The 19,196-nt window shown below is 68.4% G+C and carries 13 protein-coding genes; 3 read left to right on the top strand and 10 right to left on the bottom strand.

Going from position 1 to position 19,196, the window contains the following annotated elements:
- Nucleotides 1-3 precede the first annotated feature (3 nt).
- The 3 genes from accD to ACQR1F_RS13210 are packed head-to-tail and all read left to right on the top strand — an operon-like array spanning nucleotide 4 to nucleotide 3,035.
- Entirely contained in the window at nucleotides 4-942 is a 939-nt protein-coding gene (gene accD / locus ACQR1F_RS13220) for an acetyl-CoA carboxylase, carboxyltransferase subunit beta (protein ID WP_315803962.1), read from the top strand.
- Nucleotides 939-2,282 (top strand): bifunctional folylpolyglutamate synthase/dihydrofolate synthase, encoded by a 1,344-nt coding sequence (locus ACQR1F_RS13215; RefSeq protein ID WP_434908116.1) that lies wholly within the window; start codon nucleotides 939-941, stop codon nucleotides 2,280-2,282. Before accD ends, ACQR1F_RS13215 begins: the two co-directional genes overlap by 4 nt.
- 12 nt (nucleotides 2,283-2,294) lie before the next feature.
- Nucleotides 2,295-3,035, top strand: a complete 741-nt coding sequence (locus ACQR1F_RS13210; RefSeq protein WP_434913192.1) for a metallophosphoesterase family protein — start codon at nucleotides 2,295-2,297, stop codon at nucleotides 3,033-3,035.
- A gap of 2 nt (nucleotides 3,036-3,037) precedes the next feature.
- On the opposite strand, the gene ACQR1F_RS13205 is transcribed toward ACQR1F_RS13210, so the two are convergent.
- The 10 genes from ACQR1F_RS13205 to coaBC all read right to left on the bottom strand — a co-directional run bounded on the left by ACQR1F_RS13205 (nucleotide 3,038) and on the right by coaBC (nucleotide 19,054).
- The gene (locus ACQR1F_RS13205) at nucleotides 3,038-4,048 is read right to left on the bottom strand and encodes an ATP-dependent DNA ligase (protein WP_316179411.1); all 1,011 of its coding nucleotides are present in this window, start codon (nucleotides 4,046-4,048) and stop codon (nucleotides 3,038-3,040) included.
- A 142-nt stretch (nucleotides 4,049-4,190) separates the two neighbouring features.
- Nucleotides 4,191-4,511, bottom strand: a complete 321-nt coding sequence (trxA, locus tag ACQR1F_RS13200) for a thioredoxin (RefSeq protein ID WP_015663255.1) — start codon at nucleotides 4,509-4,511, stop codon at nucleotides 4,191-4,193.
- 98 nt (nucleotides 4,512-4,609) lie between these two features.
- A complete protein-coding gene (gene addA, locus ACQR1F_RS13195; protein ID WP_434913190.1) occupies nucleotides 4,610-8,083 on the bottom strand; it encodes a double-strand break repair helicase AddA in 3,474 nt (1,157 codons plus the stop codon).
- Nucleotides 8,077-11,223, bottom strand: a complete 3,147-nt coding sequence (gene addB, locus ACQR1F_RS13190; RefSeq protein WP_316215377.1) for a double-strand break repair protein AddB — start codon at nucleotides 11,221-11,223, stop codon at nucleotides 8,077-8,079. The genes addA and addB overlap by 7 nt, the downstream gene beginning before the upstream one ends.
- Before the next feature lie 349 nt (nucleotides 11,224-11,572).
- Nucleotides 11,573-12,295 carry a nucleotidyltransferase family protein gene (locus ACQR1F_RS13185; RefSeq protein ID WP_315803957.1) on the bottom strand — a complete coding sequence of 241 codons (723 nt, stop codon included), beginning with the start codon at nucleotides 12,293-12,295 and terminating at the stop codon, nucleotides 11,573-11,575.
- Nucleotides 12,296-12,445: 150 nt separating this feature from the next.
- A complete protein-coding gene (locus tag ACQR1F_RS13180; protein ID WP_008963143.1) occupies nucleotides 12,446-12,751 on the bottom strand; it encodes a PilZ domain-containing protein in 306 nt (101 codons plus the stop codon).
- 179 nt (nucleotides 12,752-12,930) lie between these two features.
- Nucleotides 12,931-14,484: a tRNA (adenosine(37)-N6)-threonylcarbamoyltransferase complex ATPase subunit type 1 TsaE gene (gene tsaE / locus ACQR1F_RS13175; protein WP_434913189.1), complete on the bottom strand. Its 1,554-nt coding sequence runs from the start codon at nucleotides 14,482-14,484 to the stop codon at nucleotides 12,931-12,933.
- The gene (locus tag ACQR1F_RS13170; protein ID WP_434913187.1) at nucleotides 14,481-16,982 is read right to left on the bottom strand and encodes a PAS-domain containing protein; all 2,502 of its coding nucleotides are present in this window, start codon (nucleotides 16,980-16,982) and stop codon (nucleotides 14,481-14,483) included. The genes tsaE and ACQR1F_RS13170 overlap by 4 nt, the downstream gene beginning before the upstream one ends.
- Nucleotides 16,983-17,171: 189 nt before the next feature.
- Entirely contained in the window at nucleotides 17,172-17,630 is a 459-nt protein-coding gene (dut, locus tag ACQR1F_RS13165; RefSeq protein ID WP_434913185.1) for a dUTP diphosphatase, read from the bottom strand.
- Entirely contained in the window at nucleotides 17,627-19,054 is a 1,428-nt protein-coding gene (coaBC, locus tag ACQR1F_RS13160) for a bifunctional phosphopantothenoylcysteine decarboxylase/phosphopantothenate--cysteine ligase CoaBC (RefSeq protein WP_434913183.1), read from the bottom strand. Before coaBC ends, dut begins: the two co-directional genes overlap by 4 nt.
- Nucleotides 19,055-19,196: the final 142 nt, after the last annotated feature.

Raw genomic sequence — 19,196 nt, 5'->3', positions numbered from 1 at the left:
CACATGAACTGGCTTACCAATGTGGTCCGGCCGAAGATCCGCAACATCCTGCGCCGCGAGACGCCGGAGAACCTCTGGATCAAGTGCCCGGATTCCGGACAGCTCGTGTTCTACAAGGACGTCGAGGCCAACCAGTTCGTCATCCCCGGCTCCAACTACCACATGCGCATGGGCGCGGTGGCGCGGCTGAAGTCGATGTTCGACAACGAGACCTGGTTCGACGTCGCGCTGCCCGAGGTCACGCCCGACCCGCTGAAATTCCGCGACGAGCGCCGCTATGCCGACCGCATCAAGGATGCGCGGGCGCGGACAGGCATGAACGATGCGGTGAAGGTCGGCTTCGGCAAGCTCGAAGGCATGGGCGTCGTCATCGCCGTGCAGGATTTCGATTTCATGGGCGGTTCGCTCGGCATGGCCGCCGGTGAGGCGATCGTACGTGGCCTGGAGCTCGCGGTCGAGAAGAAGTCGCCGTTCATCGTGTTCGCGGCCTCCGGCGGCGCGCGCATGCAGGAAGGCATCCTGTCCCTGATGCAGATGCCGCGCACCACGGTCGCGGTCCAGATGCTGCGCGAGGCCAAGCTGCCCTACATCGTCGTGCAGACCAATCCGACCACCGGCGGCGTCACCGCGTCCTACGCGATGCTCGGCGACGTCCACATTGCCGAGCCCGGTGCGCTGATCGGGTTCGCCGGCGCCCGGGTGATCGAGCAGACCATTCGCGAGAAGCTGCCCGAAGGTTTCCAGCGCGCGGAATATCTGCTCGACCACGGCATGGTCGACATGGTCGTGCACCGTCATGACCTGCGCCCGACGCTGGCGCGGCTGTGCCGATTGCTGACCAAGGCGCCGGCCATCGAACACGCCAAGCCCGCGCCGCAGCTGCCGCCGCCGGCCAAGCCCGCCGAAGCCGCGGAAGCGCCGGCGGTCGCAACGAGCGCGTGAACGATTCTGCCGCCCAGCCAAGACCGTCGCTCGACGAGCTGATCACGCGGCTTTCTGCCCTGCATCCGAGCCGGATCTCGCTCGGGCTGGATCGCATGCACCGGCTGCTGGCGCAGCTCGGTCATCCCGAGCGCAAGCTGCCGCCGGTCATCCACGTCGCCGGCACCAACGGCAAGGGCTCCACGGTCGCATATCTGCGCGCAATGCTCGAGGCCGCGGGGCTGCGCGTCCACGTCTTCACCTCGCCCTGGCTGGTGCGCATCAACGAGAGCTATCGGCTCGGCCGCGCCGGCGGTGGCGTCCTGGTCGAGGACGACGAGCTGATCTCCGCGCTCTTGGAGTGCGAGCGGGTCAATGCCGGCGCGCCGATCACCTTCTTCGAGGTCAAGACCGTCGCGGCCTTCGTGCTGTTCGCAAGGCATCCAGCCGATGTCGTGCTGCTCGAAGTCGGCCTCGGTGGCCGGCTCGATTCCACCAATGTTGTCGAGCAGGTCGCGGCCTCCGTGCTGACGCCGATCAGCATGGACCACATGGAGTTTCTCGGCGACACCCGCGCGCTGATCGCGGCCGAGAAGGCCGCCATCATCAAGCGCGGCTGCCCGGTGATCTCGGCGGCGCAGGAGCCCGATGCGATGGCCGTGATCGAGCGCGAGGCCAGGCGACAGCGCGCGCCGTTGTTTGCCGCGGGCGAGAGCTGGCACGTCAGTGTCGAGCGCAACCGGCTGGTCTATCAGGACGACCGTGGTCTTCTTGATCTTCCGGCGCCAAAACTGTTCGGCCGGCATCAGTTCGACAATGCGGGCCTCGCGATCGCGACCTTGCGCGCGGTCGATCAGTTCAAGCTCGCCACCAAGGCGTTCGAGGATGGCATCGTCGGCGCCGAATGGCCGGCGCGCATGCAGCGGCTGTCGAGCGGCGCGCTCACCGCGATCGCGCCGCAGGGCGCGGAGATCTGGCTCGACGGCGGCCACAATGCCGAAGGCGGCCGTGTCGTCGCCGCGGCGATCGGGGATCTCGAGGAGCGCGTGTCGCGGCAGCTCGTCGTCATCGTCGGCATGATGGGCAACAAGGATGCCGCGGGCTTCCTGGTCAACTTCGCCGGCCTGACGCGCCACATCATCGTCGTGCCGATTCCGAACGAGAGCAAGGCGATGGCACCGGCTGATCTGGCCGCCGCCGCGCGCACGCTCGGCATGCGCGTCGAGATCGCCGATGGCGTCGCGTCGGCGCTCGCCGGCATCGCGCGGCTTGCCTATGAGGTCCCGCCGCGTATCCTGATCACGGGGTCGCTCTATCTCGCGGGCCACGTGCTCGACCTCAACGGCACCCCGCCGACCTGAGAGGAATGGCGCATGCGCTTTGCCGCGATCGCAGATGTCCACGGCAACCATCTCGCGCTGGAGGCCGTGCTCGCGGATATCAGTGCGCAAGGCGTGACCGAGATCGTCAACCTCGGCGACATGGCGAGCGGCCCGCTCGACGCGCGCAAGACGATGGACATGCTGATGCCGCTCGAGGCGGTGCATGTGCGCGGCAATCACGATCGCTGGCTGATCGATCGACCGCCGGAGAAGATGGGCGCATGGGAGCGGCCTGCTTACGCCCAGCTCGAAGCTGATCATCTCGACTGGCTGCGCACGATCCCGGCGACGGCCGTGTATCAGGACGAGGTGTTTCTATGTCACGCGACGCCCGATGACGACAACATCTACTGGCTCGAGCGCGTCGCTCAGGACGGTGCGATCACTTGCGCGCTGCTCGACGACATCGAGCGACTGGCCGCCGGCATTTCGCAATCATTGATCCTGTGTGGCCATACCCACACGGCCCGTGCGGTGCGCTTGCGCGACGGTCGGCTGATCGTCAATCCGGGCAGCGTCGGCAGCCCCGGCTATTCCTATAACGCGCCGCATCCGCATGTCGTGCAGGCCGGCACGCCTGATGCGCGCTACGCGATCCTTGAGCTGACGTCGTCCGGCTGGAGCGTGAGCTTCCGCCACGTGCCCTATGATCACCGATCCATGGCTGCGCTCGCGCGCGCCAATGGCGACGAGGAATTTGCATCGGCGCTTGCGACCGGCTGGATCCGCTGAGCTCACGCGAGCAGTTTCCAGGGATCGGCGACCCTCTGCTCGAGCTGCTCGAACGTGCATTGCCTCGGCGATTTGTCGGGCCGCCAGCGCAGGATCGAGGTGCCGTGGCGAAAGCGCTCGCCGGAGAAATGGTCGTAGCAGACCTCGATCACCAGCTTCGGTTTCAGCGGACACCACTCCGCGGAGCGCTCGGTCGACCAGCGGCTCGGCCCGCCCGGCGCATTGCCGGTGAAGCCGGGTGGCGAGATCAGCGGCTCGAGCTTGTCGGTCAGCGCGGGCTTCTCGTCCTTCTTGAGCGCGGAGGTGAAGCCGACGTGATGCAGCAGGCCGTCATCGTCGTAGAGCCCGAGCAGCAGCGAGCCGACCAGCTTGCGCCCCTGGGCGCCCTTGTTGGTGGCGTAGCGGAAGCCGCCGATCACGCAATCGGCCGAGCGATAGCGCTTGATCTTCTGCATGCCGTCGCGGTTGCCTGCCTGGTAGGGCAGGTCGATGCGCTTGGCGATCACGCCATCCGAGCCGCCGCCGGATTGCGCCAGCCAGTCTTGCGCGGTCGCAAAGCGCGTCGTCGCCGGCGACAGCCGAAACGTCGGGTGCCCGGCGAAGTTCGCTTCCGCAAACGCCTCCAGCGCCGGCCGCCGCTCGTGCAGCGTGTGCGTCACGAGCTCCTTCTTGCCACTCGCCAGCAGATCGAAGGCGAGGAACAGCGCCGGCGTCTCCACCGACAGCTTCTTCACCCGGCTGGCGGCGGGATGAATCCGCTGCAGCAACGCATCGAACGAGAACGACTTCACCTGCGGCACCACCAGCTCTCCGTCGAGGATGAAGCTGGTTGCCTTCAGTTGGCGTGCCGCAGCGACCACCTCGGGGAAGTAGCGGGCGAGATCTTCGCCGGCTTTCGACTGCATCGTCACCTGAGCGCCCTCGCGCGCGAGCAGGCAGCGGAAGCCGTCCCATTTCGGCTCGTATTGCCAGTCCTCGCCGCGCGGGATTGCATCCACCGAGCGCGCCTCCATGGCCAGCAAACCGGCTTTGCGGGAGGGCGAACGATGGGCGCGGGCGGGCATGGCGACATCCAAAACGTTGAAACACACCCCCTCAACGCAAACGGCCGGCGATTCCGCCGGCCGTTCGACAAAAATCCTGGATCGTGGAGCGTCAGACCGCCGACGAGATCCACTGCTGCAGCTTCGCCTTCGGCGCAGCGCCGACCTGGCGCGAGGCCATCTCGCCGCCCTTGAATACCATCAGGGTGGGGATCGACATCACGCCATACTTCGAGGCCGTCTTCGGGCTCTCATCGACGTTGAGCTTGACGATCTTGACCTTGTCGCCCATCGCGCTCGAGATCTCGTCGAGGGCGGGCGCAATCATGCGGCACGGGCCGCACCACTCGGCCCAGAAGTCGACCACGACCGGGCCGTCGGCCTTGAGCACTTCGCTTTCGAAATCGGCGTCGGAAACCTTGCCAACGGCCATGGGATTACCTCGTTCGGTTGGAGGGAGCGGCGCGGACGCGCCGCCTCAGCGTGGGTGTGAAAGTAGGAATGGCGTGATGCCGGGTCAAGCGGGCTCACTCAGACGTGCTGGGATGGCAGCATGGCGTCCAGCGCGGAGGCCGGAAGCTCCATGAATTCAGCGGCTTCGGTCCAGAGCAACGCGGCGCGGACGTTTCGTCCGGGGTACAACTGGCCGAGCACGGCGCGGTACAGCGCGAGCTGCCGGACATAGGCCGGGGGCACGTCGGCGAGTCCCGAGGGCGGCTGCTGGTTGGTCTTGAAGTCGACGATCAGCACCTCGACCTCGGTCACCACCAGTCGGTCGATCTGGCCGGAGACCAGCGCCGGAGGCTGGCCGGCCAGTGCGAGGCGGCCCACGATCGAGACTTCCGCCCGGCTCCCGGCCGCGAACATCGCGGCAAAGCGCGGGTCTTCGACCACGGCGAGCACGCGTTCCGCGAGTCCCGCGCGCTCGTCCTCCGGCCAGTCGGCGGCGTTGCGAATCAGATATCGCAGCGCGGCATCGCGCCGCCGCTCCGGCGGCACCTCGGGCAGCGACTGCAGCAGGCGATGCACCAGCGTGCCGCGCTGCATCGCGAGGCTGCGCGCGGCCAGCGATTCGCCCGTGCGCACCGGCCGCTCGTCGGCGGACGGATCGGATGGCCGGAGCACGGCGACCTCGCCGGGCGCCTCCGCCGCCGCCGTGCGCAGCCACGCCGGCAGCTCGACGGCCGTCTCGACCATGCGCTGCGTTTCGTCAGCAGCGGTTTCCGCGATGTCCTCGGCCCGCGCGTAGCGCTTGACCGGCCCGTCCTCGGTTTCGGTCACCTCGACCTGCAGGCCCGCCGCGTCAAGGCCGCGCGCCATCAGGTCGTACCAGCTGCCGCCGCGGACGTTGTTCATGTTGCCCGGCATGCAGCCGCCGATGACCAGCCGATCCGCGGCGCGCGTCATCGCGACATAGAGAAGCCGCCGATATTCGTCCTCGGTTTCCTTGAGCATCGCCGTGCGCGCCGCAGCCACGGCTTGCGGATCGTCGGCCTTGCGGCCGGCCCAGACCACGATCTCCTGCTCGCCATGCGGCACGTGGATCAGCCGCAGCCGCTGCGAATCCGCCGGCGATGACGTCGTGTCGACCAGGAAGACGACGGAGGCTTCGAGGCCCTTGGCGCCGTGCACGGTCATGACGCGCACCTCATCGCGCGAAATCTCCATGTCGCGCTTCACCTCGGTGTCGGCGGCGCGCAGCCAGGCGATGAATCCCTGCAGCGAGGCCGGCGCCTTGCGCTCATAGGACAGCGCCAGCTCCAGGAATTCGTCGAGCGCGTCATTGGCCTCGTGGCCGAGTCGCGCCAGGATGCGGCGCCGGCCGCCATCGCCGCCAAGCAGCCAGGCATAGAACGCGAACGGCGTGTCCTCAGACGCACGGCGCTCGCATTGCTGCAGGCGTCGGACGACCGCCTGCAGCCGCTCGTCGTCAGCGGCATGTGCTGTGAGAGCATCATGCAACGAGCCGCGGCGCTGCCACGCCAGCTTGAACAGATCGTCATCGTCGAGGCCGAACAGCGGGCTCTTCAGCGCCGTGGCCAGCGCCAGATCGTCCTGCGGCAGCAGCAGCGCGTCGGCGAGGTTCATCAGGTCTGATATCGCGATGTGCTCGGTCAGCTTGAGCCGGTCGGCGCCGGCGACGGGGATGCCGGCGTGCTTCAGCGCCTGGATCACGGCATCGAATGCGTTGCCGCGCCGGCGCACCAGGATCAGCATGTCGCCATAGCTGAGCCGCCGCCGCGCGCCGTCATGGCCGGTCATCGTGCCTGTCAGGATCAGCCGCTTGATCTCGGCCTGGATGCGGCGCGACAGCTTCACCTCGGGGCTGGTGACGGAGACGCCGTCGAACGGCGCCCGCCAGCCCTCGATCTCCTTGCGGTCGTCGCGTTCGCACAGGCTCCAGAGCTCGACCATGCTCGGCCCGGCATCGGTCAGCGCGTTGTGGATGGGATGGCCGATGTCAGGCGAGTGGATGCTGCTGTAGACCTCGCGCTCGCGGAATACATGGTCGACCGCGTGCAGCACCGTCGGCCCGGAGCGGAACGAATAGGTGAAGGACACCGGATCGAACAACAGCCCGGCGTCGGTGAAGCGCTTCTGCAATTGCCGCCGGCGCGCATCGAACTCGTGCGGGTCGGCGCCCTGGAACGAGAAGATCGACTGCTTCTCGTCGCCGACCGCGAAGATCGTCCGCGTCAGGCCGTCGCGCGCGCCGGCGCCGGCGGTGAACTCCTCGATGATGTGGGCAACGATGTCCCACTGCCGTGGGCTCGTATCCTGGGCCTCGTCGATCAGCACGTGATCGACGCCGCGGTCGAGCTTGTAGTGGACCCAGCCGGCGGAGACACGGTTGAGCATCGCCAGTGTCTTGTCGATCAGGTCGTCATAGTCGAGCAGCCCGCGCTCCTCCTTCTCGCGGCGATAGTTCGCGGCTGCCGCTGTCGCGATCTGCAGCAGCGCCTCGGTGCGGTCGCGCACGACAGCGGCGCGGCGCTTCTCGATCAGGCGGTCGAGCCGGGCGGCCTCGGAATCGAACAGACCCGCCAACCCCGGATTGGCGTCGGCGAACTTCTTGGTCAGCAGCGATTTGCGCGGCTGCTTGTCGTCGGTGAGAAACAGCCGGAGATATTCGTCGACCTGATCGGCTCCAGAGAACGCCAGTGCAGCGCGAAGTTGCTCCGCCTGCTTCTGGTCGGTCTTGGCGCCGCCATCCAGCCGACCGGCGATCTCGGTCCAGTCCGCACGCGGCAGGTTGGGACCGTCAAGAATGTCGCGCTCGATCGCCTCCAGCGTCTCATCAGCGCCGATGCCAAGTACTTCGCCGAGATGCTGCGCGGCGATCTCGACGCGGCCGGCGCCATCGGTCCAGGCCATGAAGTGATCGCGGCTGAGACAGGCCTCACGGACGACGTCCTTGAAGGTCGAATCGGCCGCATTGGTCATCGCCACCTGCAGCGCGCGGCCGACCGCGCTGTCGGGGGCCCTGGAGGCATCGAGCAGCACCTTGAGATTGGCGCGCTCCATCATCTCGGTCTGGTCGCGCTCGTCGAGCACCGAGAACCGCGCGGGAACGTTGGCCTCGAATGGAAACTGCTGCAGCAGCCGGGTGCACAGCGCGTGGATGGTCTGCACCTTCAGCCCGCCCGGCGTCTCCAGCGCGCTGGCGAACAGCTTCCGCGCCGAGGCGCGCAGCTTCTTGTCGGGGTTTGGGATGCCGGTGGATTGGATCGTGCTGTCGAGCGCGTCGTCGTCAAGCGTCACCCAATGGCCGAGCGTCGAGAACACGCGCTCGGCCATGTTGGCGGCGGCGGCCTTGGTGAAGGTGATGCAGAGGATCTTCTCCGGCGGCACGCCGTCGAGCAGCAGCCGGATCACGCGCTGCACCAGCACATGCGTCTTGCCCGAGCCGGCATTGGCCGACACGAACGCCGAGGCCGCCGGGTTCGATGCGCGCGTCTGCGCCTCGCGCACGGCCTGCGGAATGGGGCGGGGCGCCTTCACCATTCCTCCACTCCCAGGCCGCCGGCCGCCGACCATTCCTTGATGCGGGCGAGGTCGTCATAGCTGCCGTAGCGGTTGGCCCACATCGACAGGTTCAGCGAGGTGTAGCCCTGATTGACGTCCTCGAAGCTGCGGATCAGCGCTTCGAGTTTTTCGCGCGCCTCCTGCGCGGCCTGGTCCGGATGCTGCGGCGGGTCGCTCTTGTTGATCTTCAGCTCGAGAATGCGCTCCTCGCCCGGCGGGTTGTTGCCGGACAGCCGGACATAAACGAGCTGGCTGATCAGGCTGCCGGCCGGAATGCCGTCGAAGCCGCCCTCGCGGAGGATCGCGGCTTCAAGCGTGAGCTGCGGCGACAGGCCCATGCGCACCTGCTTGGCCGTTGGTGGCTGCCCGGTCTTGTAGTCGAGAATGGCGTAGGTGCCCTCGGCACGCTGCTCGATGCGGTCGGCGCGCGCCGACAGCATGAAGGTACGGCCATTGTCGAGCGGAATGCCGATTTCGCCGCGGATCTCCGCGGTGATCGCGCCGATCTGCGCGCGTCGCGCACTCTCCCACGCCGCAAACCAGCCGGCGATGCGCTGGAAGCGAGGCCACCACAGCGCCCGCGCCTCGGGACGCTCCATCAATGGTGCAAAATGCTTCTCGCCGATCACGCGTAGCGCATGCGCCGGATGCAGCGGCAGCGCATCGGCATAAACTTGCGTGAACTCGCCGATCGCCTCGTGGATCGCCGAGCCGCGATCGGCGGCCGACAGCGGCATGTCGACGGGATCGAGCGGATCGAGCCGCAGGATGTAGCGCGCGAAGATGGTGTAGGGATCGCGCAGCCAGTCCTCGATCGCGGTCACCGACATGCGCAGCGGCCGTGCTGCCAGCGGCGGCTTCGGCGCCGGCTGCTCGATCGGCTTCACGGTCGCGGGCTGGTCGAGCACCTCGGCATAGCGGACGTAGATGTCACCGCGCGCCTCCGCCGCCTTCCAGCGCTCGGCGCCGGCGACGGCTTCGAGCCGATGCAGGAAGCGCGAGGCCACGGCGGGCGCGCCGCCGGACTTTGCGGCGTGGGTCAGGATCACCTCGGGCGCGCCGAGCAATTGCGCGAAATCGTGTGCTGATAGTCCGATGCGGCGCTCGGGCAGGTCGAGGCCGAGCTGATGCCGCATCGGGCGGCTGAGCCAGGGATCGATGCGCGGCGCCGGCGGCCAGATGCCCTCGATCAGGCCGCCGACGATCATGCGGTCGGCCTGCATCAGCCGGGCTTCGAGCGGACCGTAGATCTGCAGCTGCGCGCCGTGGCGCTCGGGGCGGCGCACCGCGCGATCGGAGAAAGCGGTATGGAACAGATCCGGATAATCCGCCAGCGGCGCCATCAGGCCGCAGCGCTCGCCGGACGCGAGCAGGTCGTCGAAGCAGCGCGCCAGCGCGGCGCCGTCGCGATCGGTGAAGGCGGTGCTGAGGCCGACATCGTCGGTCGACAGCGCAATCAGCACCTCACGATGCCGCGCCGCGAGCTCAGCGAAATCCTGCGGGCGCGGCGAGGCGAGGTTTTCCAGCGGCGCCAGCGCCGTCTGCAATTGCGCGATCAGCGCGCCGGCGCGGTCGAGCTGCTCGGGACTGAGGCGCGCGCGTGGCTCGGCCTTGTGCAGCGATGATACCTCGCCCTGGTGCAGCTTGGTGTGCTCGTCGCGGAAGCGCGCGAAGTCGCGCGCGAGCCCGCCGGTTCCGGCTTGCGGCCGCGTGCCGCGCAGCACCGCGAGCTCCAGCGTCTCGATGGCACTCTTCCAGCCATTCGCGGCGCGGCCGAGCCGGCACAGCGGATGCTTGAGCAGCGCCAGCAGGGTCGGCGGCTCCAACCCGCGCGCGGCGGCTTCGGCGGCGAGGCGCGCGAAGATGCCGGCGGGCGTCTCCAACAGCGCATCACCGCCGGAGTCGTCGAAGGTGAGGTGCCAGCGCGCTAGCGCCGCCATCACGCGGCGGGCCAGCGCGCGGTCCGGCGTCACCAGCGCGGCCGATTTGCCGAGATGGCGCGCCTCGCGCATCGCGATCGCGATCGCCAGCGCCTCCATCTCCGGATTGGGCGCAGCGACGACCGCGAGGTTGTCCATGGCTTCCGCGATGTTGGCGGCGATGTCGAACTGGCGCAGCCGCTCGTGCCAGACGGCGGTCGCCTCCGACGGCCGCATCGCCTCTGAGATCAACACCTCCCGGCCGCCGCGGCCGGTTGGGACGAGACGGACCACGTCGCGCCGGTCCAGGCCGAAGCGCTTGAGCAGCAGATGCATGGCATATTGCGGATGGTTGACCGCGGGCGGCGTCAACACGCGGCCGGCGCGGTCCCTGGCACCGCCGATCGAATTCCACGCGGCTTCGTCGAGATCGGTGTCGAGCCCAGGCAGCACCACCGCGCCATGCGGAAGCTTGGCGACGGCGAGCAGGAATTTTGCCGTCGCCGGCATCGAGCCGGTGGAGCCGGCGGCAATGACGGGACCATCGGCATGCGCCGACAGCCGCGCGGCTTCGGCCGCGATCAACAGATCGCGCCGCGCCGCCGGCTCGATGCGCTCGATCTCCTGCAGATAGGCCGGCCACGCGGTCCGCGCGATGCGCAGGAACTCGAGCGAATACTGCCAGTATTTGTCGAGCTGATCCGGCACCAGCGCGTCGAGCGCGTCCCACGACACGCCGCGCGTCACCATGTCGTCGATCAGCCGTGCGAGGTCGCCGGCCAGCGCGAGCGTCGAGGCGGGCCCGCCGATCACCAGCGGCGCCGACACCGGCGTCTTGGCCCAGGCCGCCACCAGCCGTGCCAGCGTAAGCCGGCGCTGCAGGTCGTCGAGCCGTTCCGGGATCTCCAGCGGCGCGGGCCCGAGGAACGCGTCGCGATCCTCGGCGAAGGCAAGCTCGTCCTCATCGATGTCGCCGAGCGCGACGAGGCGCGGCAGCACCGCGGCATCGGTCTTCAGCTCGTCGAGGAACATTTCGCGCGCGACACGGAGCGAACGGCGCGTCGGCAGATACAGCGTGGCGGTCGCGAGTCGGGCCGGATCGCTGCGCGCCTCGAAGCCGTCGACCAGCCGGCCGTCGACCAGCGCCGCGATCACGCTGCGCAGGAACGGCGCCGAGATGGGAACGGTGAAGACGCGCATGGCCTGCGATTCGGGTTGCCCAGGCCGTCTATATAGGGAGCGATCGGGCGGAGGTCATATCCGGGGTGTGGATGGGTGTTGATAGCGCCGCGACCGCTCCGATGTTGGACGCCGCACGCGGGGAGCCGCTCTGCGGCCGCGATCTCAGCTGTCGTAACCCGCTTTCGCGGGCGGTGAGAGCTGAGTTGCTGGAACCATCCGCCCACCTTCATCGTCACCGACAGCGCGGCGAAGCAATCCACGGCTGAGCACGGGACTCTGGATTGGGTCGCTGCGCTCGCAATGACGGAGAAAAGCCGCTGCGCTCCGGATGACACCGAGTGTGAGGTGATGGCTTCGCCCCGGGGGTCTACGCCGCACTCTCCAGCAGCGCCTCTTCGGCTTCCATCACAGCAGCCGGCGTCCCGACATGCATCCACACGCCTTCGAGGCGGAGGCCGAACAGGCGGTCCTGCTCGTTCGCCTTGTCGAACATCTTCGTCAGCGAGAACTCGCCCTTCGGCGCGCCGTCGAAGATCGCCGGCGAGATGATCGCGGCGCCCGCATAGACGAACGGCACCACCTGATGCTCCCGCCGCTTGCGCAAGGTGCCGTCGGCGAGCATCGCGTAGTCGCCTTGACCCGCGTAGCCGATCGAGGTCGCGGTCGGCGCCATCAGCAGCATGATGTCCATGCGTTCGGGATCGAACGCGTCGGCGAGCCGGGACAGGTTCTGGCGCACGCCCTCGATCCACATCGTGTCGGAGTTGACGTGGAAGAACGGCTCATGGCCGAGCAGCGGCAGCGCCTTGACGACGCCGCCGCCGGTGCCGAGCACCTGGTCGCGCTCGTCGGAGATGATCACGCGGGGCGTGCTGCGCGCGGCCGTGTGCTCGATGATCTGGTCGGCGAGATAGTGGACGTTGACGACGGCTTCGGTGACGCCGGCTTCGGCGAGGCGGTCGAGCACATGGTCGAGCAGCGGGCGGCCGGCGACGCGCACCAGCGGTTTGGGCATCGTCTCGGTCAGTGGGCGCATGCGCAATCCGAGACCGGCGGCGAGGACCATGGCTTTGTGCGGTTTGACGGGCATCTTCAGGGCATCTCGATCAACGGTGGTGCGAATCATACCACGCAAGAACATCTATCGTCTCGGCCGGTTGCGATAGCCTGGGCCGATGACGAATATGCGACGGCTGCCCGGCCGTCGTGATGCAAGATGCCGCAGGCTGTCGTGGCTCGGTCAGGCTTCGGCCGTGGCGCGCTTGTTGGTCTTCTTCTTGCCCTGCTTCAGGAAGGTGACGCCGATCTGGTCGCCATTGACCCAGGCCAACTCGCAGCGCCGGTAGGCCAAGCCGGTCGACGACAACAGCAGGAAGAACTCCTTCAGGTGCAGGCCTTCGACCGAGCCCTCGACCGTCAGCTTCGCCCCGGTCTCCGAGACGTCCTCGATGGTGCAGTTGCGGCGCCAGGTGCCGTCGATGCCCATCATGAAAGCCGGGATGCCGCGCTCGAAGACGACGCGTTCGCCCTTCATCCGCTCTGCCATCGCAACCTCCATTCACGCGCGGTGCGCAACCGGCGCCGCGGGCGCAAGGTAAGGGGGGATGGCTAAGAACCGGTAAAGCTACGGTGTGAGAGCGATGGTGCGAGCTTGCCATGGCGACGGTCGGCTCCCCTGCCCGCATGGGGGAGGGGAGTGGACCGTCGGTGCCATGAGAGGATGCTTCAAGCTATGCCCGCCGGCGGCGGCACGTTCGCCGCGTACCAGTCGCGCAGCGGCTCCAGTGCGGGATGGGCCAGCGACCGGTGGAGATAGTCCCAGATGCGGGGCTGGTGCTTGAGGTAATGCGGCTTGCCGTCGCGGCGGTTGAGGCGGGCGAAGGTGCCGAGCAGGCGGGTGTTGCGCTGGGCCGACATGATCGCGTAGTGCGCGCTGAATTCGTCGGCGTCGAACTCCGTCGACGCAGCTTGGCGCGCGGCGATGTAGCGCTCTCGGAGCGCCCGCTCGATCTCGGGCGACACGTCGATCCGGGCGTCCTGCGCCAGGGAGACCACGTCGTAGGCCGGTGGTCCCATCACCGCGTCCTGGAAGTCGATCACGCCCACGCGGGCGATGCCGTCGCGCGCGGGCAGCCAGAGCAGGTTGGGCGAGTGATAGTCGCGGATCACCCAGGTCGGCTGGGATGTCGGCTTGGATGTCGGCTTGGCCGCGAGCGGCGCCTCCAGCAACTCGCGCCAAATTTCCAGAAATTCGGCGCGCAGCACCTCCGACAGCTCCACACCACGGTCGGGCAGGTACCATTCGAGCATCAGGCCGATCTCGATCAGCATCGCGTCGATGTCGAAGGTCGGAACCTTGTAGGTCACCTGCGGCGCCAGCGGCAGCACCGCGGGGACGTCCTGCGCGTGCAGCGCGGCCAACAGATCGGTCGCGGCCTCGTAGCGCTCCACGATCGGTCGTGGCGGGTCGCCCTCGATCACGCCCTCGCGTCCGAGATCCTCGGTGATGAGAAAGCCTTGGCCGAGATCGGCGTCGTTGATCTTCGGCGCCGAGATGCCGCGCCCGCGCAAGGCGGCGGCGATCGCGACGAATGGGCGGACGTCCTCGGCGAGATGCACGGCGCCGCTATAGGGTTTGCCGTTGTAGGTCGCCGGGCCGTCGGGCCGCTTCGGCGAGTTCATCAGGATGGAGACGCGCTCGCCCTTGTGGAGCCGCGCATAGGAGCGGGTCGAGGCATCGCCGGCCATGCGCTCGCGGCGCGATTTGGCGTGCCCGGCCTCGGCGAGGAATTCGCGCAAGGCTTTCAGCCGTGCAACCACCGCGGCCGCCTTGCCGCAGCCGGTGACCTCGGCGCTGCGGGCGGTGTCGCCCTGCGATGGATCGTGGCGCAGCGCGATGTCGACGCGGTCCAGCGGCAGAGCGTTGCCGGCGCGCTCCGGCCATTCGATCAGCACGACGGTCGCCTCCGGCAGCGGCGACAGGCCGATCTCCTCGAGCTCCGATGCATCGCTGATGCGATAGAGATCGGCATGCACCAGCGGGAAGCTCGGCAGGTCGTAGCTCTGCGCCAGAGTGAAGGTCGGACTGGGCACCTCCAGCTCGTCGTCGCCGGCGAGGTAGCGGATCATCGCCCGCGCCGCCGCGGTTTTGCCGGCGCCGAGATCGCCGGTGAGCGTGATCAGCGCGCCCGGGCCGATCAGCAGCGCGAGGTCGGCCATGAGAGCGGCGGTGGCGGCTTCGTCCGCGAGCGCGGTGGTGAATGTCAGCTGGTCCGTCATTCCGCGGCGTTGCGTTGCGCGACGTGGTCGGTCGGGAAGTCACAGGTGACCGTGGTGCCCTTGCCGACCACCGAATCCATCCGCACCCTGCCGCCATGCAGCTCGACGAAGGAGCGCACCAGCGACAGGCCGAGGCCGGCGCCGCGATGGCGCGAGCCCTGCGAATGGCTCTCGAACCATTCGAACACCTTGTCCTTCACCTCGGGCGGAATGCCGGGGCCGGAATCGGTGACCGCGAAGGTGACGCTGTGATCGGTGCGGCGGGCGCTGACGACGACGCTCGAATCCGGCGGCGAGAAGCCAACCGCGTTGGCGAGCAGATTGTAGAGCACCTGCACGACGCGGCGCTCGTCGCCGACGAAGGAGCCGACATCGGGGTCGACCGCAATCGTCAGGCGGATGCGATCGGTGGCGAGGCGGTCCTGCACGCCCTCGGCCGCGGCCTCGATCGCCTTGGCGGCGTCGACCGGCCCGAGCTCGAGCTTCATGGCGCCGGCATCGATGGTGGCGAGGTCGAGAATGTTGTTGGTGAGCGCGAGCAGCGCGTTGGTAGATTTGGTGACGTAGTCGAGATACTCGGCCTGCTTCGGCGTCAGCGGTCCCGTGGATGGATCCGACAGGAAATGCGCGAAGCCGATGATCGTCGTCAGCGGCGCGCGCAGCTCGTAGGACACGTGGTGGACGAAGTCGATCTTCATCTGGCCGGCGGCTTCGAGCGCCTCGTTGCTCTCGCGCAACGCCCGCTCGACATTCTCGGTATCGGTGATGTCCTGGAAGGTGAGCATGGTCGCGCCGTCGGGCAGGGGACGGCTCATGCAGTCGAGCACGCTGCCGTCCTTGCGCTCGAGCTTCAGCGCCGCGTCGAGCCGGTTCTCGATCGAGGTGATCGCCTCGCGGATGGTGCGCCAGGCGACGGCGTCGTCATAGAGCTGATGGCACCAGGATTCCACGGTGTCGATATGCGGATGCTCGCGCAACTGATCCGGCGACAGCCGCCACATCTTGGCGAAGGCCGGATTGAACAGCTCGACCCGGCCGTTCGAGCCGAACACCGCGACGCCTTCGGCGAGGCTGTCGAGGGTCTCGCGCTGGACCCGGATCAGGCCGTCGAAGCGGCGGGCAAGCGCGAAGCTCTCGGTGACGTCGTCGAACAGATAGGTGACGCCGCCTTCCGGGTTCGGCGTGGTGACGACCGATAATGCGCGGCCGTCGGGCAGGAACCAGGTGTCCTTGGCGGCCTCGACGGCGCGATAGGCCTCGTGAAGCTTGGCCTTCCAGGCCCGGAAGTCGGCCTGCTCGGGCAACTTGCGCGCGGCGCGAAGACGGTCGAGCACCGACGAGTCATCCGGCTGACTGTCCAGGAACGTGGGATCGAGACCCCACAGCCGCCGATAGGAGTCGTTGTAGAAGGCGAGCCGGCGCTGGCCGTCGAACACGGCCACGCCTGAGGACAACTGGTCGAGCGTGCGCCGGTGTGCTTCCCGCATCCGCACCACGGCCGCATCCAGCGCCGCCGCCTCGCTGGCGTCGATGGCGACACCGGCGCTGCCGTGGCCCAGCATGAAGGCGCGCACGTCATACATGCGGCGCTCGCCGCCGGTCACGATCGGCAGCCGGCCCTCGAAACGGCCGTTGGCGCCGAGCGCACGCTGCAGGTCGATACGGTCGGCCGAGTCGAGCAGCTCGATGTTGCGGCCGATCGCGTCCGGCACGTCGCGGGCGTCCGCGGCGCGGGCATAGGCCGGGTTGACGTAAGCGAGGGCGCCATTGGCCTGCCGCGCCCAGATCGGCCACGGCAGCGCCGATGCCAGCGCGCGCAGCGACTCCGTCTCCTCGCCGAGCGCCTTGAAGCGGAGCTGCGTCTCGGCGAGCTCGCGGCGCAGGCCGGACAATTCGCGGATGCGCACGATGGCCTGCCCGCCGATGGCGCGGCCCATCGCCTCGATCGCATGGCCGTGCGAGGTGGTGAGATTGAGCATGAAGCCTTCGCCCGCTTCGCGCAGCGCGTCGACGGCGCGGTCGAGCTGCAGCGCGGGCTCCGGCGGCAGCCAGGTTCCAAAGGCGAGAATGCGCTGCGGCTGATCCTGCGGCACCAGCATCGAGGTGTCGCCGGAGATCTGCGGGCGATGGCCGCCGGCCGGCCAGGCGATCAGGATCTGCGGCTCGGCGAACAGCAGCGCACGGTAGCGATCGGCCTGCAGTTGCAGCTCGGCGACATTGGCACGCAGCCGCGCTTCCTTGCGCGCGGCCGCCAGACGCGTGCGCACCAGCGCGACTGCAGCGACCACGGAGAAGCCGAGCAGCGCCAGCATCGCCGTGACCTCGGCGATATCAGGACGGCTCAGCTCGAACAGCGTCGTGATCGCATCCGGCGGCACGCCATCGCCTGCGAAGCCCGGTGTCGCCGGCGCAAGCGCAGCGAGACCCATCAGGCCTTTGCGCGCAAGTGACGTGCACGACAGCAGCGTCTGACGCATCACCACGATCACGCCCGACATATTTGCCCCAAACCGCACGAAGTTCCGCGCGGCGCCGATCGCGTCGACCGCGCCGTCTCACGAATCAATCAACCATAACCGCTTCGGGACTCCAGCGGTAAGAGTCCAGACCGTGAACGGTGGTTGCGCCTGAGGAAAATGCGTCCGCCGATCGACTCTTTCGAGTCGGAACAGTGGCAAGCCCGTAGTTCAACGGCCCGTCGAGCCGAAGCCGCCGCTGCCGCGCGCGGTCGTCGTCAAGCTTGTCGCGAGGCTGAGCTCGGCGCGCACCACGGCGGCGATCACCATCTGCGCGACGCGCTCGCCGCGACGGATCGTAAACGGTTCCTTGCCGTGGTTGATCAGCAGCACGCAGATCTCGCCGCGGTAGTCCGCGTCCACCGTGCCCGGTGCGTTCAGCACCGTGACGCCGTGGCGTGCAGCGAGCCCCGAACGCGGCCGCACCTGGGCCTCGTAGCCGTCGGGCAGCGCGATCGACAATCCCGTCGGCACCATCGCGTGGCCGCCTGACGCAAGGACGAGCGGTGCATCGGCCGGAACCGCGGCGAGCAGATCGAGCCCCGCGGCATGTGCGGTCTGATAGGCCGGCAGCGGCAGGCCTTCGCCATGCGGCAGGATCTGCACGTCGATCGCGATCGTCTGTGTCACGCAACGGGTCCCATGGTTCTGGCAATCTCGGCAACGAGCGCCGTCGCGACCTCGTCCTTGGTCATGATCGGCCAGGACGCGACATGGACGCCATCGGCGTCCTTCGTCAAGAGATGCACGGTGTTGCGGTCGCCGCCCATCACGCCGGTCGCAGGCGAGACGTCGTTGGCGACGATCCAGTCGCAGCCCTTGCGGGCGAACTTGGCCTTCGCGTTGTCGATCAGGTGCTCGGTCTCGGCGGCGAAGCCGATCACGAGACCTGGCCGCTTGTCTTTGAGCTTCGAGATCGTTGCGAGGATGTCGGGATTCTCAACCAGCGCGAGCGGCGGAATCGCCTTGTCCGTCTTCTTCAGCTTCTGGCCGCCCTCATTGGCGACGCGCCAGTCGGCCACCGCCGCGGCGAAGATCGCGACGTCGGCCGGCAGCTCGGCCTCGACCGCTTCCAGCATCTGCCGTGCCGACTCGACATGCGTGACGTTGACGCCCTTGGGATCGGCGAGCTCGACCGGCCCCGCGATCAGCCGGACGTCGGCGCCGGCGGCCTGCGCGGCGGCGGCGATCGCAAAGCCCTGCTTGCCGGAGGAGCGGTTGGCGATGTAGCGCACCGGATCGATCGGCTCGTGCGTCGGTCCGGCCGTGATCAGCACGCGGCGGCCGGCGAGCGGGCGCGGCGTCGGCGGCTTGAGCATGGCGACGACGGCGTCCGCGATCTCGATGGCCTCGGCCATGCGGCCGACGCCGGCCTCGCCCTTCTCGGCCATCTCGCCGGCGTTGGGGCCGATCATCTGGACGCCGTCGCGCTGCAGGGTGGCGGCGTTGCGGCGCGTGGCCGGGTTGCTCCACATCATCGGGTTCATCGCCGGCGCCAGCAGGATCGGCCGGCTCGCCGCGAGCAGGATGGCGCTGGCGAGGTCGTCGGCGGCGCCGTGCGCCATCTTCGACATCAGGTCGGCGGTGGCCGGCGCGACCACGATCAGGTCGCAGTCGCGCGCGAGGCGGATGTGGCCGACGTCGAACTCGCTGCGCGCGTCGAACAGATCGGTGAACACGCGGTCGCCCGACAGCGCTGACGCGGCCAACTCGGTGACGAACTGCGTCGCCGCCTTGGTCAGCACGCAGCGGACGCGGATGTGGCGTTCCTTCAGACGGCGGATCAAGTCGAGCGACTTGTATGCCGCGATGCCGCCGCCGATGATCAGGGTGACGCGCGCTTCACGGGCGGCGCCGGGCTGAGGGAGACCAGGCTCAGGCAGAGCGGCTGGAGCTGGCGCTGCCGTCGTCGGCTCGGACGGATCGACCGGCTCGATCAGCGCGCGCAGGATGACCCGGACTTCCTCCTCGACGGAGCGCCCGTTCTGCGCCGAGCGCAGTCGTAGATAGGTTTTGAGCGAGTCGTCGAGCTTGCGGATGGTCAGGCTGGCCATGTCCGCCTCCCCAGCAGGGTCCAGATGCAAGCAATGCTAGCAGAAATTGATCGCAGTGCAATCAATGTAGGGTGGGCGAAGCGGCCCGCCGTAGGCGGCAGCGTGCCCACCGTCGATCGGCAGGCTCCAGGGTGAGACGGTG

Origin of the sequence: Bradyrhizobium sp. HKCCYLS3013, from assembly GCF_051167615.1 — a bacterium.
In the GTDB taxonomy this organism is placed as follows: domain Bacteria; phylum Pseudomonadota; class Alphaproteobacteria; order Rhizobiales; family Xanthobacteraceae; genus Bradyrhizobium.
Note: the sequence above shows the minus strand (reverse complement) of the source record. Positions and strands in the feature narration are given on the sequence as shown.